General features: G+C 71.3%; 9 protein-coding genes. 6 read left to right on the top strand and 3 right to left on the bottom strand.

Going from position 1 to position 15,559, the window contains the following annotated elements:
* The first annotated feature begins 11 nt into the window (after nt 1–11).
* The 4 genes from BLT28_RS16035 to BLT28_RS16020 all read left to right on the top strand — a co-directional run bounded on the left by BLT28_RS16035 (nt 12) and on the right by BLT28_RS16020 (nt 10,499).
* Nucleotides 12–1,286, top strand: coding sequence for a right-handed parallel beta-helix repeat-containing protein (locus BLT28_RS16035; protein WP_231950801.1), 1,275 nt, complete (start codon nt 12–14; stop codon nt 1,284–1,286).
* On the top strand, nt 1,283–1,960 hold the full coding sequence (locus tag BLT28_RS16030) for a hypothetical protein (protein WP_030431429.1): 678 nt from the start codon (nt 1,283–1,285) through the stop codon (nt 1,958–1,960). The genes BLT28_RS16035 and BLT28_RS16030 overlap by 4 nt, the downstream gene beginning before the upstream one ends.
* 186 nt (nt 1,961–2,146) lie before the next feature.
* Nucleotides 2,147–3,304, top strand: a complete 1,158-nt coding sequence (locus BLT28_RS16025; RefSeq protein ID WP_231950800.1) for a lytic transglycosylase domain-containing protein — start codon at nt 2,147–2,149, stop codon at nt 3,302–3,304.
* 277 nt (nt 3,305–3,581) lie between these two features.
* Complete coding sequence (locus BLT28_RS16020) at nt 3,582–10,499, top strand: SdrD B-like domain-containing protein (protein WP_156051262.1); 6,918 nt, start codon at nt 3,582–3,584, stop codon at nt 10,497–10,499.
* A gap of 46 nt (nt 10,500–10,545) precedes the next feature.
* On the opposite strand, the gene BLT28_RS16015 is transcribed toward BLT28_RS16020, so the two are convergent.
* The 3 genes from BLT28_RS16015 to BLT28_RS16005 all read right to left on the bottom strand — a co-directional run bounded on the left by BLT28_RS16015 (nt 10,546) and on the right by BLT28_RS16005 (nt 13,410).
* A complete protein-coding gene (locus BLT28_RS16015) occupies nt 10,546–11,670 on the bottom strand; it encodes a Dyp-type peroxidase (protein WP_030431426.1) in 1,125 nt (374 codons plus the stop codon).
* Nucleotides 11,671–11,760: 90 nt separating this feature from the next.
* Nucleotides 11,761–12,783 (bottom strand): LacI family DNA-binding transcriptional regulator, encoded by a 1,023-nt coding sequence (locus tag BLT28_RS16010; RefSeq protein ID WP_030431425.1) that lies wholly within the window; start codon nt 12,781–12,783, stop codon nt 11,761–11,763.
* A 66-nt stretch (nt 12,784–12,849) separates the two neighbouring features.
* Entirely contained in the window at nt 12,850–13,410 is a 561-nt protein-coding gene (locus BLT28_RS16005; protein ID WP_156051260.1) for a hypothetical protein, read from the bottom strand.
* Between the two features lie 90 nt (nt 13,411–13,500).
* On the opposite strand from BLT28_RS16005, the gene BLT28_RS16000 reads away from it, so the two are divergent.
* Entirely contained in the window at nt 13,501–14,178 is a 678-nt protein-coding gene (locus tag BLT28_RS16000; protein WP_030431423.1) for a response regulator transcription factor, read from the top strand.
* Nucleotides 14,175–15,551, top strand: a complete 1,377-nt coding sequence (locus BLT28_RS15995; RefSeq protein ID WP_052407695.1) for a sensor histidine kinase — start codon at nt 14,175–14,177, stop codon at nt 15,549–15,551. Before BLT28_RS16000 ends, BLT28_RS15995 begins: the two co-directional genes overlap by 4 nt.
* Nucleotides 15,552–15,559: the final 8 nt, after the last annotated feature.

Raw genomic sequence — 15,559 nt, 5'->3', positions numbered from 1 at the left:
CTCCCGACGCTGTGCAGCCTGCTCCCTCCCTGCGAGCCCTGGTGGGGGCCGCGCTGATGCTGGTGGCCACGGGGTGCGCCACCGCTTCCAGCGCGCCCTCCGCCACCGCCGCCCTCGTGCGGGTCCCCGCCGACGCTCCCACGATCTCCCAGGCCGTCACCGCCGTGCGCGAGGGCGGCCTGGTGCTCGTCTCCCCCGGGGTCTACCGGGAAAGCGTGCTGATCCGCACGCCGAGGATCACCCTGCGCGGCACCGACCGCAACGAGGTGGTCATCGACGGCGAGGTGCGCAGGGCCAACGGCGTGGTGGTGACCGCGCCCGGGGTCACCGTGCAGAACCTCACCGTGCGGGACCACACCCTCAACGGCGTGCTGGTCACCGGCATGTCCGACGAGGCGGGCGGGGTGGCCCGCGGCAGCACCGGCTACACCCGGCTGGACACCGCGAAGTTCCCGCCGCTCAACGGTTTCCACATCTCGCACGTCACCGCGAGCAACAACGCGCTGTACGGGATCTACGCGTTCAACTCGCGCTCCGGGGTGATCGAGCACAGCTACGCCTCCGGCAGCGCGGACTCCGGGATCTACGTCGGCCAGTGCAAGCCCTGCGACATCGTGGTGCGCGGGAACGTGGCCGAGCGCAACGCCGTAGGCTACGAGGGCACCAACGCCTCCGGTGGGATGTACGTGCTGGGCAACCGCTTCGTCGGCAACCGCGTCGGGCTGACGTCCAATTCGGACTACCTGGAAGCCCTGGTGCCGCAGGAGGACGCCACAATCGTGGGCAACCTGGTCGGCTACAACGCGGAACCGGCGAGCCCGGCGCAGGCGGACGGCGGGTTCGGGCTGGGCATCGGGATCGCCGGTGGTACCCGCAACCACGTCGCGCACAACCGCGTCGTCGGCAACCCCGCGGCCGGGCTCGTGCTCTCCTCGTCGGAGGACCTGCCGCCGATCGACAACACGATCAGCGGGAATCTCCTGGAGGACAACGGGTTCGACTTCGTCTACGCCGCGTCCGAGCGGGCGAGGGGGCGGGGCAACTGCCTCCGGGAGAACACGCTGACCACGATCCGCCCGGCCCCGTCGGAGTGCTTCGAAGGCGCAGGGGCGCCGATGCCGCGCATGTCCGCGCCACGTGGGATCGCGTTCCGCACGGTGGCCAGACCGCCGCTGCAGCCCAACATGACCGAGCCGCCCAAGCCGAGGACCGGCCCGGTCGACCTCACCGGCTACGGCGTTCCGCCGCTGAACTTGTTCGCCGACCGCGCGGGCGTGCGGCCATGAGGCGCCGGGCCCTGGCTGCCCTCGTGGCGGTCGCGCTCCTGTCCGGCTGCACCGCCGAGCCGCGCCCACTGTCCGCAGTGGAGGCGGAGCGGCTGGCGATGATCCGCTACACCGCGTACGAGGCGAAGATCCTCGGTGTGCGGGCTCGCGTGCCCGCGCCCGGTGGCGCGCTGGTGCTGGACGGGCGGGTGGACGTCGCCGAGCACGTCGGCTACGCGACGCTGCGCACCGAGGGCCGTGACGACGACGCCTCGGCGGGGCTGCTCCAGTGGAGCCTGGGGAAGGTGGCGTTCAACGGCACGCGTTCCGCCGCACCCGTCGACCCGCCGCCGGTGGAAGGCTGGCAGCTGCGGCCGATGCAGACCAGCGGGTCCGAACTGGACGGTGTGCTGCGGCTGGTGCTCAACCTCGGCTCGGATCGGCCGGAGAACGCCCAGCTGCTCCAGCAGAGCACGGCGCGCTGGGTGGGCTCGGAGGACGTGCGCGGCAAGCGGGTGGACGTCTTCGAGGGGCCGAGGGCCTCCGGCGGCGGGTCGCGGCTGAAGTACTGGGTGGACGGCGACGGCAGGCTGCACCGGGTGCAGGCGCGGATGGGCGAGAACCAGGAACCCGCGGTCGTCGACCTCGTGCCGGGCGGAGCGCCGATCACCGCACTCGCCCCGCTCACCGGCTGACCCGTTTTTCCGGTTCCCCTTTTCGGGGATTCGCCGCGACAAATACATCGGCGCCGTGAATGCTGGCGTGGTCGAGAGTTGCTGTGCGGTCCATCGGGTGAAAGGGTGGCTGTGGCTCAGTACGCACTCGCTTCCGGTCGAAAGGCAGCCCGCGTCGCGCTCTCCGTGACCATTACCGCGCTCGTGGTGCCATTGGCATTTGGATCCGCGCGGGCGCAGTACGTCCCCGAGCCGATACGCGCGGTCGCGGAGGTGCACGAGCTGACGGGCACGCTCGGTGACCTCGTCGCGCCGGACTCGGACGAGATCAGCCAGCAGCTCGTGGACGCGCTGCGCACCGGACCCGACCTGACCGAGACCGCCACGGCCGAAGCGCCCTGGGAGGACGCCCCGTACGACCCGCTGCGCGATATCGGCTACGGCATTCCCGGCCCCGTGCTTGACGCCTACCTCCGCGCCGACCGCGCCCTCGCCAGGACCATGCCCGGCTGCGGGCTGCACTGGTCCTACCTCGCGGGCATCGGCAAGGTCGAGTCCAACCACGCGCGGGGGCGCGTCGACCTGCACGGCACCACCCCGGTGCCCATCCTCGGCCCCGTGCTGTCGGGGGCACCGGGCATGGCGGCGATCACCGACACCGACGGCGGCAGGCTCGACGGCGACCCGGTCTGGGACCGCGCGGTCGGGCCGATGCAGTTCATCCCCGGCACCTGGGCCCGCTACGGCGTCGACGGCAACGGCGACGGGATCGCCGATCCGCACAACATCCACGACGCCGCGCTCTCCGCGGGCCGCTACCTCTGCTCCGGCGGTCTTGACCTGCGAGAACCCGAGCAGCTCGTGACCGCGGTGTTCCGCTACAACCACTCCAACGCCTACGTCAGCAAGGTGCTCGGTCTCGCCGTGGGGTACTCGCTGGGCATCGCTCCGCTGCCCGAGCTGCCGCCGCTGGTGCAGCAACGCGTCCGCCCCGCGCCGCCCGCGCCGGCACCCGCTCCGACGACCACCAGCGCGCCCCCGGCTCCGCCCGCCCCGCTGCCGCCGTGCCCCGTGCCCGCCACCAGCGGCCCGCGGCGGCCGACGACCACCACGCCGACCTCCACCACCGCTTCCGCACCGAGCACGACGCCGGCCCCGTGCGCGCCGCTCACGCCCACCACGAGCCCGTCGCCGACCACGTCGTCGATCCCGCCCGGCAGGCCGATCCGGCGGCCGTCGATCCCGCCGCGCACCACCACCCCGATTCCCACGACCACCTCGCCCACCCCCTCCTCCTCACCCGTCGGGGGCTCGACCCGGAGCACGCCGCCCCGTTCGGGCAGGACCACGCCTGGCCCCCGCTGAGGCTCTTCACACTCCGTGTCCGGCTTGCCCGGGGCACACGGGGGAACCGGGTGGCGGAAGCGGGTGAACGGCCCTGCCGCTCCGTGTCGAAAAGGCGCGAAATGAATCGCCTGAAGGTGTGGTTTCACGCGCGGCGGAAACTGATCTCCCTATGCATAATCGTGGCGTCCATAAAGGACTGTCGTATCCGGGATAAGTAGGCCGGGAGATGCGCGTGAAACGGTCGTCGCTGATAGCGCTGGTATTCGCCATAGTCGCGAGTAATGCGGTGGGTCTGGTGAACGCGCCACCGGGTGAAGCCGGGACCGGGGACGGAACGCTCACCGTCCGGGTCGTCCGCGACGTGAACGGAAATGGTTCCTACGAGGCCGCGCTCGAAGTCGGCGTCGCCGGGATCCCGGTCACCGTCACCGCGCCGAACGGCACCACGGCCAAGGGCACCACGGCGGCCAACGGCACCGTCGCGGTCAACCTCGGCGCCGTCTCCGGCGGCAAGTACCGGGTCGAGGCGGAGATCCCCGCCGCCATGTCCTACCTCCAGCCCGCGCCCGCGGGCGGGAACCTGTCCAGCCTCACGGAGTTCGTCGACGTCTCCGGCGGCAAGAACGTCTCGCTGACCATGGGCGTGTGGAACCCGGCGGACTACTGCCAGGCCAACCCCACGATGGCCACCGCCTGCCAGCGCAACCCGCGGCTGGCCAAGGAGGACCCGGCCGCTCGGTCCCTGGTCACCTTCCCGGCGAGCAACCGGGGCACGACGGCGCCGGTCAAGGCGGCGACGCAGACGCAGACCGGCACCGTGTACGGCCTCGCGTACCAGCGCGAGGACAAGCGGATCTTCTCCGGTGCCTACGCCAAGCGACTCGCCGCGTACGGGCCCAACGGCGCTGGTGCGATCTACGTGACCGACCGGGCGACGAACAAGACCACGCTCTTCGCGACGATCCCGGGTGCGGGCAGCACGGCGCACAAGATGTCCGAGCACCACGACGGGCCGTTCTTCGCGGTTCCCGGCAAGCAGGGGCTCGGCGACCTGGACCTGTCCGAAGACGGTTCCGAGCTCTACGTCGTCAACCTCGGCGACCGCAAGCTCTACGTCTACGACGCGCGCCAGGCCACCGCGAGCGCCCCCAAGGCGTCCTACGCGATCCCCAACCCCGGCTGCGCAGCGGCGGGGGACTGGCGGCCGTTCGGCCTCGGTGTGCGGGACGGCGTCGTCTACGTCGGCGGTGTCTGCAGTGGACAGTCGACGAACAAGCAGGCCGACGTGAAGGCCGTCGTGCAGACGTTCAAGGCAGGCGCGTTCGCCACCGTGCTGACCAAGGCACTGACCTTCGAGCGGGGCACCGCGTTCATCTCCAACCCCGGCAGCAACAAGTGGTACCCGTGGACCGACAAGTGGGCGCTCACCGACGCCAACATGCACCAGTCGGGCAACCCGGACGCCATGAACGTCACCTACCCCTCGCCGATGCTCTCCGACATCGAGATCGAGGCCAACGGCGACATGGTGCTGGGCTTCCGCGATCGCTGGGGCGACCAGACGGCGGCCGCCGCGTCCGCGCCGAACGGCTCGACCAACCCGAAGCCGCTCTACAACGGCATGTCGGGCGGTGACGTGAACCGGGCCTGCCGCAAGGGGAACTCCTACGAGTGGGAGGGCACCGGCTCCTGCAAGAACAACAACAGCGTCACCGCGAGCGGCGGCGGTCAGACCGACGCGGTCAAGGAGTACTACCCCGGCGAGTTCCTCAAGCGGGGTGACCGCAACTCGCACAACGAGACGGCGCAGGGCGGTCTCGCGCTGTTGCTCCAGCAGCAGCGGATGCCCTCGACCGTGATGGACCCGATCGACATCAACTCCGGTGGTGTCGGCTGGTTCGACCGGACCAACGGCAACATGGCCAACCCGGACCGCACCAACGGTTACGAGATCGGCGACTACGGCAGCGAGGGCTTCTCCAAGTCCAACGGCCTCGCGGACCTCGAAGCGCTGTGCGACCTGGCCCCGGTGCAGATCGGCAACCGGGTCTGGTTCGACACCGACAGCGACGGTGTGCAGGAGGGCGGCGAGCCCGCGCTCCCCGGTGTGAAGGTGCAGCTGCTGCCGTGCGCCGGTGGGGCCGCGCTGGCCACGAAGACCACGAACGCCAAGGGCGAGTACTACTTCAACGCCGCGGACGGGGTGAAGCCCAGCACCTGCTACACGCTGAAGTTCGACTACTCCGGCGTGAACACCGGCAGCCTGCCGGGCAAACCACCCGTCTCCTCGTTGGCGTGGACCGCGAAGGAGGCCGGGCCCAGCCGCAGTGTCGACTCCGACGTCGACCCGACCGGCACCGCCAAGGTCGAGCTGGGCAAGGCCGGTTCGGTCGTCAACACCGTCGACGCGGGTGTGGTGGGCAGCCCGCCGAACTCCGTCGGTGACCTGGTGTGGGCCGACAACAACCGCAACGGCGTCCAGGACGACGGTGAGCCGGGCGTGCCCGGGGTGAAGGTCACCGCGCAGCGCCCGGACGGCACGCCGCTCGGGTCTCCGGCCACGACCGGGCCGGACGGCAAGTACCGCATCACGCCGCTGCCCGACGGCCCGGTGAAGGTCTGCTTCGACCTCAGCGCGCTCGCCGGTCAGTACGCGGGGTACCAGCTGACGAAGGCCAACGCCGGCGACGACGGCAAGGACTCCGACGCCGATCCCGCGACGAAGTGTTCCGCCCCGACGACCTTGGGGCCGGACAGGCGCGAGGACCTGACGCTGGACGCGGGTCTGCGCCCGCCGAACAAGCTCGGTGACTTCGTCTGGAACGACACCAACAAGAACGGTCTGCAGGACCCGGGCGAGCCCGGCGTGCCGAACGTTCCGGTGACGGTGAAGGACGACAAGGGCACCGAGGTCGGCAAGACGACCACGGGTCCGGACGGCAAGTACCTGTTCGACAAGCTGCCGGACGGCACCTTCACCGTCTGCTTCACGGCTCCTGGTGATCTGCAGTTCACCAAGCCCTCCGCGGGCGACGCGGCGAAGGACTCCAACGCCGACCCGGGCACAGGTTGCTCGACGCCGGTGACGCTCAACGCCGACAAGCCCGAGGACCTGACCGTTGACGCGGGTCTGTCCCCGCCGGTGAACCGCATCGGTGATCTGGTGTGGAGTGACACCAACAAGAACGGTCTGCAGGACGAGGGTGAGAAGGGCGTCCCGGGTGTCTCGGTGACGCTGCAGAAGGCGGACGGTGCGGAGGTCTCCAAGACCACCACGGATGCGAACGGCACGTACCTCTTCGAGGGCATGCCGGACGGTTCGTACAAGGTCTGCTTCGCGCTGAACGCGTTGCCGGCCGACTACGCCGGGTACACGCCGACCACCGCGAACGCCGGTGACGACGCGAAGGACTCCGACGCCGACGCGGCGACCGGGTGCTCCGCGCCGGTGACGGTCGGACCTGGCGCGCGGTCGAACCTGACCGTGGACGCGGGCATCGTGAGCCCGCCGAACAAGCTCGGTGACTTCGTCTGGAACGACACCAACAAGAACGGCCTCCAGGACCCGGGCGAGCCCGGCATCCCCGGTGTGACCGTGACGGTGAGGGACGACAAGGGCACCGAGGTCGGCAAGACCACGACCGGTCCGGACGGCAAGTACCTGTTCGACAAGCTGCCGGACGGCACCTTCACGGTGTGCTTCGCGGCTCCCGGTGATCTCCAGGTCACCAAGCCGAACGCGGGTGACGCGGCGAAGGACTCCAACATCGACCCGGCAACCGGATGCTCTCCGGCCGTGCCGCTGGGCGCTGGCAAGCGCGAAGACCTGACGGTCGACGCGGGCTTCGCGCCTCCGGTGAACCGGATCGGTGACCTGGTGTGGTTGGACCGCAACAAGAACGGGTTGCAGGACGACGGTGAGCCGGGCGTGCCCGGGGTGCCGGTGTCCGTGCAGAAGGACGACGGGACCGAGGTCGGCAAGGCCACGACGGGTCCGGACGGCAAGTACCTCGTCGAGGGTGTGCCGGACGGTTCGTACAAGGTCTGCTTCGCGCTGAAGTCGCTCCCCGGTGACTACGCGGGTTACCTGGCCACCAAGGCGAACGCGGGTGACGACGCGAAGGACTCCGACGCCGACCCGGCGACGGGGTGCACGACGCCGGTGACGGTCGGTCCGGGTGCACGGGAGAACCTGACCGTGGACGCGGGCATCGTGAGCCCGCCGAACAAGCTCGGTGACTTCGTCTGGAACGACACCAACAAGAACGGTCTGCAGGACCCGGGTGAGCCCGGGGTGCCGAACGTTCCGGTGACCGTCAAGGACGACAAGGGCACCGAGGTCGGCAAGACCACGACGGGTCCGGACGGCAAGTACACAGTGAACAATCTGCCGGACGGCACGTTCACCGTGTGCTTCGCCGCGGTCGGCGATCTCCAGTTCACCAAGCCGAACGCGGGCGACGCCGGGATGAACTCCGACGCCGACCCGGCGACCGGGTGCTCGACGCCGGTCACGCTCGGCCCGGGCAAGCGGGAGAACCTGACCCTCGACGCGGGCCTGGTCCCGCCGGTGAACCGCATCGGTGACCTGGTGTGGAGCGACACCAACAAGAACGGCCTCCAGGACGACGGCGAGCCGGGTGTCCCCGGCGTCACCGTGTCGGTCCAGAAGCCGGACGGCACCGAGGTCGGCAAGGCCACGACGGGTCCGGACGGCAAGTACCTCGTCGAGGGCGTGCCGGACGGCTCGTACAAGGTCTGCTTCGACCTGAAGGCGCTCCCGGCCGACTACGCGGGCTCCACGCCGACGACGCCCAACGCGGGTGACGACGGCAGCGACTCCGACGCGGACCCGGCGACCGGGTGCACCACGCCGATCACGGTCGGCCCCGGTGCGCGGGAGAACCTGACTGTTGACGCGGGCATCGTGAGCCCGCCCAACAAGCTTGGTGACCTGGTGTGGAACGACACCAACCGCAACGGTGTCCAGGATCCGGGCGAGCCGGGTGTGCCCGGTGTGACCGTCACGGTGAAGGACGACAAGGGCACCGAGGCCGGCAAGACCACGACGGGTCCGGACGGCAAGTACCTGTTCGACAAGCTGCCGGACGGCACGTTCACGGTCTGCTTCACCGCGACGGGCGATCTCCAGCTGACGAAGGCCAACGCGGGCGACGCGGGCAAGGACTCCGACGCCGACCCGGCGACCGGATGCACAGAGCCGGTCACCCTCGGCCCCGGCAAGCGGGAGGACCTGACGGTCGACGCGGGCTTCGCGCCTCCGGTGAACCGCATCGGCGACCTGGTGTGGATCGACTCGAACAAGGACGGCCTCCAGACCGACGACGAGCCCGGCGTGCCCGGTGTCTCCGTGTCGCTGCAGAAGGAGGACGGCACCGAGGTCGCGAAGACCACGACCGACAAGAACGGCAAGTACCTCTTCGAGGGCATGGCCGACGGCACCTACAAGGTCTGCTTCACCGCTACCGCGGACTTGAAGTTCACCAAGTCCAAGGCGGGCGACTCGGGGTCCGACTCCGACGCCGACCCGGCGACGGGCTGCACGACGCCGGTCACCGTGGGCCCGGGCAAGCGCCAGGACCTGACGCTGGACGCGGGTCTGGTCACTCCGCCCAACAAGCTGGGTGACCTGGTGTGGAACGACACCAACCGCAACGGTGTCCAGGATCCGGGCGAGCCCGGTGTCCCGAACGTCACCGTGGTCGTGAAGGACGACAAGGGCGCCGAGGTCGGCAAGACCACGACGGGCCCGGACGGCAAGTACCTGTTCGACAAGCTGCCGGACGGCACCTTCGCCGTCTGCTTCACCGCAACCGGTGATCTGCAGTTCACCAAGCCGACCGCGGGCGACGCCGGTACGGACTCCGACGCCGACCCGGCGACCGGGTGCTCCAAGCCGGTCAAGCTCGGCGGCGACAAGCGGGAGGACCTGACCGTCGACGCCGGTCTCGCGCCTCCGGTGAACCGCATCGGTGACTTCGTCTGGAACGACGCCAACAAGAACGGCCTCCAGGACCCGGGCGAGCCCGGTGTTCCCGGTGTGACCGTGACGGTGAAGGACGACAAGGGCACCGAGGTCGCCAAGACCACGACGGGACCCGACGGCAAGTACCTCGTCGAGGGCGTGCCGGACGGCTCGTACCAGGTCTGCTTCGGAACCGCCGGGGACATGGTCCTGACCAAGGCCAAGGCCGGGGACACCGCGAAGGACTCCGACGCCGATCCCGCGACCCGGTGCGGCGCGCCGGTCACCGTGGGCCCGGGCAAGCGGGAGAACCTGACGGTGGACGCCGGGGTGGTCGCTCCGCCGAACAAGATCGGCGACTTCGTGTGGGTCGACACCAACCGCAACGGCGTGCAGGACCCGGGCGAGCCCGGTGTCCCGGACGTGCCGGTGGTGCTGCGCGACCCGAGCGGCAAGGAGGTCACGGTGAAGACCGGGCCGGACGGCAAGTACGTCTTCACCGACGTGCCGGACGGCAGCTACGAGGTGTGCGTCGACCTGAAGTCGTTGCCCACCAAGTACTCCGGCTACATGCTCACCAAGGCCTCGGCCGGTGACGACGCGAAGGACTCCGACGCCGACCCCGCGACCGGGTGCGCTCCGGTCACCGTGGGGCCGGGCAAGCGGGAGAACCTGAACATCGACATCGGAATCGTCGAGCCGGGCAACCGGATCGGTGACACCGTGTGGGTGGACCGCAACCGCAACGGCGTGCAGGACACGGGCGAGCCCGGTGCCGCCGATGTGACCGTGGTGCTGAAGGACACCGAGGGCAAGGAGATCGCGAAGGTCACCACCGACGCCGATGGCAAGTACCTCTTCGACGGGGTGCGCGACGGCAGCTACACGGTGTGCTTCGCGGTGGGCTCGCTGCCCGAGGCGCTGACCGGGCACAAGTTCACCAAGCCCTGGGTCGGCGACCCGGCGACCGACTCCGACGCGGACCAGACCACGGGCTGCTCCAAGCCGGTGGCGGTCGGCCCGACCGACCGCGAGGTGCTGACGGTGGACGCGGGTCTGACCCCGCCTGCCGGCTCCGGTTCGGGTTCGGGGAGCACGCCGGTGAAGACCGGCAAGCTCGCGGACACCGGTGTGGACACGGGGTGGCTGCTGGTCCTCGGCCTGCTGTCGCTGGCCGGTGGCGGTCTGCTGCTGCTCTTCACGAGGAGGTGCAGGCGGGAGAGCTAAGCAGTTCTGATGAGGACCGGGGGCGCGGATCGCGCCCCCGGTTCTTTCATGCGAAGAAGCGGTCGAGCGGGAGGCCGGGCAGCACCAGGAAGGTGCCGGAGGCCGTGGTGGTGGCGAAGCGCATCAACCGGTCGCCCTCGTCCAGGCGGTGCTGCGTCGCCACGAAGGTGCGCAGCTCGCGCTGGAACGAGATGAACAGCAGGCCGCGGTCGTCCGGGCCGTCGTCGAAGCTGTAGGACCGGCGCAGCATGACGCCCGATCCGCTGGTGAGCGGGTGGGCCCGGCGCACGTGCGAGTCGGCGGGCACCTGGTACTGGCCGTCCGCGGTCTTCGCGCCCAGGTCCACCTCCGCGTCCGGCCCGCCGCCGGAGAGCGGTTCCGCCGAGTCGCGGCGGCGGCCGAAGATCCGTTCCTGTTCGGCGATCGGCAGGGCGAGGAAGGCGTTGGCGTCCAGTCGCATTCGCCGGACCACCGCGATCGTGCCTCCGCGAACTCTTTCCGGTCCGTCAAGCCAGACCTCGCGGTCCAGTTCGCGGTCGCCGCGCGGGACCACGATCCCGTCCACGAAGCCGAGCATGTTGCGCGCCGCCCCGTCCGCGCGCGAGGGGCCTCGGAAGGCCGTCTGCCGCCAGCGCGGGCGCAGCGCCGCGACCCTGCTCAGCTCGCCGACCGCGAGCGACACCACGAGCGGATCGCTCGCGCAGACCTGGAGCATCAGGTCGCCGCCGCGGTGCCGTTCGCCGATCTGCTCGTCGGCGAAGGCCGGCAGGTCCTGCGCCCCCGGCAGCTTCGGGTCGACCGCCGCGACCAGGCGGGGACCGATGCCGACCGTGACGGTGAGCGCGCTCGGAGCCAGCCCGCCGAGCGCCGGTGCCTGGCCGCTCGCCAGTGCCGGGATCAGCGCGCTCCACCGCCTGAGCAGGTCGGCAGGGTGGTCCTTCGCGTCCCGTGTGTCCCAAATGGACAGATCACAGTGGCGTTGGGCGATGGGCGGATCGGCGATGCCCGCCTGGCGGGGGCCGTTCGCGCGGACCGCGTCCAGCGGCTCGGTCGCGGCGACGGGAGCTGGGGGACGCGGCGGGGCGGAGCAGGCGACCAGCGCTCCCAGCGCGCTTGCACCCGCGCCGAGCAACAGCGCGCGCCGATCGGGTCGGGGTCGGGGGAGAGACACGGCGGCATTCTGCCCAGCCGAGTCGCTCCGCCCGGCGGACGCGCACGACCCACACCCGCGAAGCCCCCGATGCGGTGAACCGCGCCCGTCCTACGCCGAGGCGCGTTCGGTGAGGGTGGCGGGGAGGAAGCGGCAGTGCGGGGCGAGGTCCTCGCCGTCCAGCAGGGCGTGCAGGTCGGCGACCATCTCCGCGACCATCCCGATCGGGTCCTGACGCACCGCGGTCAGTGCGGGATGGGCGGCCGCGGCGATCGAGGGGTGGTCGTCGAAGCTGACCACGGACACGTCGCGGGGCACCGCCCGGCCGGCCCGCCGGAGTGCGGACAGGGCGCCGACGGCCATGTGGTCGCTCGCCGCGAACACGCCGTCGAGGTCGGGCACGCGGGCGAGCAGCTCGGTCATGGCGCGCTCCCCACCGGCCCTGGTGAAGTCGCCCTCGGCGCTGCGCGAGCGGACCGCGGCCTCGTCGGCTCCGGTGACCCGCCGCCATCCTTCGAGGCGGTCCACGGCGGCCCGGTGGTCCAGCGGCCCGGTGATCGTGACGGTGTTGCCGCGGCCGCGCTCGACGAGGTGCCGCGTGGCCAGCTCGGCACCGCCCAGGTTGTCGGCGTCGACGATGTGCAGCCCGTCCTCCGGCAGCCACGGGCGCCCGCCGAAGACCACGGGCATGGGCAGCCGCCGGACCTGGCCGGGCAGCGGGTCGTCGCGGTGCGGGCTGAACATCAGCGCGCCGTCGACGTGCCCGGCGCGCAGGAACCGCTCCACCCGCTCGGCCTGCTCGGGGCGGTGCGCCAGCAGCAGCGCCATCTGCTGCTGGTGGCGGGCCAGCTCGTGGCAGGCGGTGCGCACCACGGCGGCGAAGAACGGGTCGTCGAAGATCATGCTCTCGGGTTCGGAGAGCACCACCGCGATCGCGCCGGTGCGCCGGGTGACCAGGGAGCGGGCGGCGGCGTTCGGCGTGTAGCCCAGCTCGGCCGCGGCGGCGAGCACCACCGCGGCGGTCTCCGGGCTGACCCGCGGCTGGTTGTTGATCACGCGGGAGACCGTCGCCCTGGACACCCCGGCCCGGAGCGCGACGTCCTCCAGGGTGGGTGGTGCTGCCGAACGCCGCACGCCTCGCCGCCTTCCGTCCGTACTGAACGAAAGTAGCTTAGCGCTTCTACCTGCTTGGAAACGCTCTCATTTCGGGAGCTGGCGGAGCCGTTCGACCTTGAGGACGGCGCCGGACTCGACCGCCGTGCCGGTGGCCGCCACCACGTCACCGACCTTGGGCTTCTCGGTCACCGCGGTCAGGTCGAGCGTCTGCGCCAGGCCGCCCGCGGTCACGAGCGTGGCCCGCTGCCCGTTGAGCGCCGTGACGGTGCCCTTCGCGTGCGCGCGGGTCAGCACCACGGCCAGCGCCTTGCCGTCCTTGTGGGTCACGGTGACCCGCTGCCCGGCCTTGAAGTCGCCGAGCGTGCGCATGCCGCGGACCTTCGTGGCGTTGTCGGTGGTCAGCGACAGTTCGCCGCCCCCGTCCTTGGTGATCTTGAGGGTGCCCTGGCCGACAGCGGCGACGGTGCCGATGGCGACCGGCCGCTTGGCCTTCTCGTGCTTGCCGGGCTTGGCTTCCGCGTGCACGGCGACGGGGTCGGAGCCCTGTGCGAGCGCGATGCCGCCGACGGTGCCCAGGCTGAGCGTGAGCACAATGCCCGCGCCCAGCACGGCGCGGCGCTTCCTGCTTTGTGCTTGGTTGTCCATGCCGAGCAGCGTCGCGCACGCGGCGGCGCGGTGAGGCGTGTCGCGGCGGTCTTTCAGCGACTCTTCAGCCTGAGCCGGGAGAATGGCCCGGTGAGCGAGCCAGCCAGGGTCCTCGTCGTCGAGGACGCGGAGACGATCCGGATCGCGGTCCTCGCCGCGCTCGCCGACGCCGGCTACGCGGTGGCCGGGCACCCCGACGGGTCCGCGCTGGAGGAGGAACTGCAGCAGTTCCGCCCCGACCTCGTGGTGCTCGACGTGATGCTGCCGGGCCGCGACGGCTTCACGCTGCTGGAGGTCGTGCGGCGGCGCAGCGAGGCGGGCGTGGTGCTGCTGACCGCGCGGGACGCGGTGAGCGACCGGCTGCGCGGGCTGCACAGCGGCGCGGACGACTACGTGGTCAAGCCCTTCGAGCTGGAGGAGCTGGTCGCCCGGATCGGCGCGGTGCTGCGCAGGTTGCGCCGGGTGCCGTCCGTCGTGCAGGTCGCCGACCTGGTGATCGACGCCGACTCGGGCGTGGTGCTGCGCGGCGGCGAGCAGATCGAGGTGACGGCGACCGAGCTGCGGCTGCTGGGCTACCTGGCCGCGCAGCGCGGGCGGGTGGTCAGCAAGACCCAGATCCTCACCGGTGTCTGGGGCTACGACGACTACGACCCGAACCTGGTGGAGGTCCACGTGAGCGCGCTGCGGCGGAAGCTGGAGGTGTACGGCCCGCGCCTGCTGCACACCGTGCGCGGCCTCGGGTACGTGCTGCGGGCAGACGAGTCGTGAGCACGCGCAACGTCGGGCTGCGCACGTTCTCGCTGCGCAGACGGGTCACCATGATGGTGATCCTGGTCATCGGCGTCGCGTTGCTGGCGATGGCCTTCACCGTGCAGACCGCGTTCCAGCTGCAGTCCGAGCGCGAGCTCGACCGCAAGGTGGAGGCCAAGCTGGCGCAGGTCGAGCGCGCCGCCAAGGGTCGCATCGTGCACCCGACCGACTTCTCCGCGAAGTACAGCTTCGGCGGCGTGACGGTGGTCGTGCGCAGGCCGGACCGCAAGCTGTTCAACTACAACGGCGAGGTCGACTCGATCAGCGAGCTCGGCGGCACCGTCCAGCTGGAGAAGCCCGTCGGCAACGGCTTCAGCGTCATCCTGCTGACCGACTCCCCGGAGCCCGCGCAGAACCGCCTGCGCAACGTGCTGCTGCTGGTGGGCCTCGGCACCCTCGGGCTGACCGCGATCGTGCTGGTCGTGACGATCCGGCTGGCGCTGCGGCCGCTGGAGGTGATGGCGGGGCTGTCCCGCTCGATCGCGCTCGGCGACCGCGGCAGGCGTCTCGCCCCGGTCCGCACGAACACCGAACTGGGCCGGACCGCCGTGGCCTTCGACCAGATGCTCGACGCGCTGGAGGGGGCGGAGGCGCACGCGCGCGCCTCGGAGCAGCAGACCCGCCGTTTCGTCGCCGACGCCGCCCACGAGCTGCGCACGCCGCTGGCCGGGGTACAGGCGGCGGCGGAGACGCTGGTGCGCCTCGGTCCCGGCGCCGGGCAGGAGGACGTCGAGCGCATGCAGGTGATGATGGTGCGCGAGGCCCGCCGGGCGACCCGACTGGTGGAGGACCTGCTCTCGCTCGCGCAGATCGACGCGGGCCTGGAGCTGCGGTTCGAGGCGGTGCACCTGCTCGGGCTGGTCGAGTCCGAAGTGGAGCGGCTGAGCCTGCTCGCCCCGTCGCTGCACGTGGCGGTCGAGGGCGAGGACCCGGTGGTCGCCGCGGACCCGCTGCGCCTGGGGCAGGTGGTGGGCAACCTGCTGGACAACGCCCGCAGGCACGCCTCGGCCGAGGGCAACGTGCGGGTCCGGGTCACCCGCTTCCCGCAGCACGTGGAGCTGATGGTGCTCGACGACGGTCCCGGGGTGCCGCCCGCGGAGCGCGAGCGGATCTTCAACCGCCTCGTCCGGCTGGACACCGCGCGCACCTCGGGCAAGGCGGGGGCCGGTCTCGGCCTGTCCATCGCCAAGGGCATCGCGCGCGCCCACGGCGGGGACCTCGCCTGCGTCGAGCCTCCGACGGGTCACCGGGGTGCCGCGTTCCGGCTCACCCTTCCCGCCACCACCGCACCCGATCTCCCCACCACGCCCATCCCGTCGCTGTCCGCCTGACACCGCCG

Origin of the sequence: Allokutzneria albata (assembly GCF_900103775.1) — a bacterium.
GTDB classification, from domain to species: Bacteria; Actinomycetota; Actinomycetes; order Mycobacteriales; family Pseudonocardiaceae; genus Allokutzneria; species Allokutzneria albata.
Note: the sequence above shows the minus strand (reverse complement) of the source record. Positions and strands in the feature narration are given on the sequence as shown.

Bases quoted from the DNA above. Each gene is read 5' to 3' on its own strand.
- BLT28_RS16030 (WP_030431429.1), top strand. From the start codon at position 1,283: ATGAGGCGCCGGGCCCTGGCTGCCCTCGTGGCGGTCGCGCTCCTGTCC.
- BLT28_RS16005 (WP_156051260.1), bottom strand. From the start codon at position 13,410: ATGGACAACCAAGCACAAAGCAGGAAGCGCCGCGCCGTGCTGGGCGCG.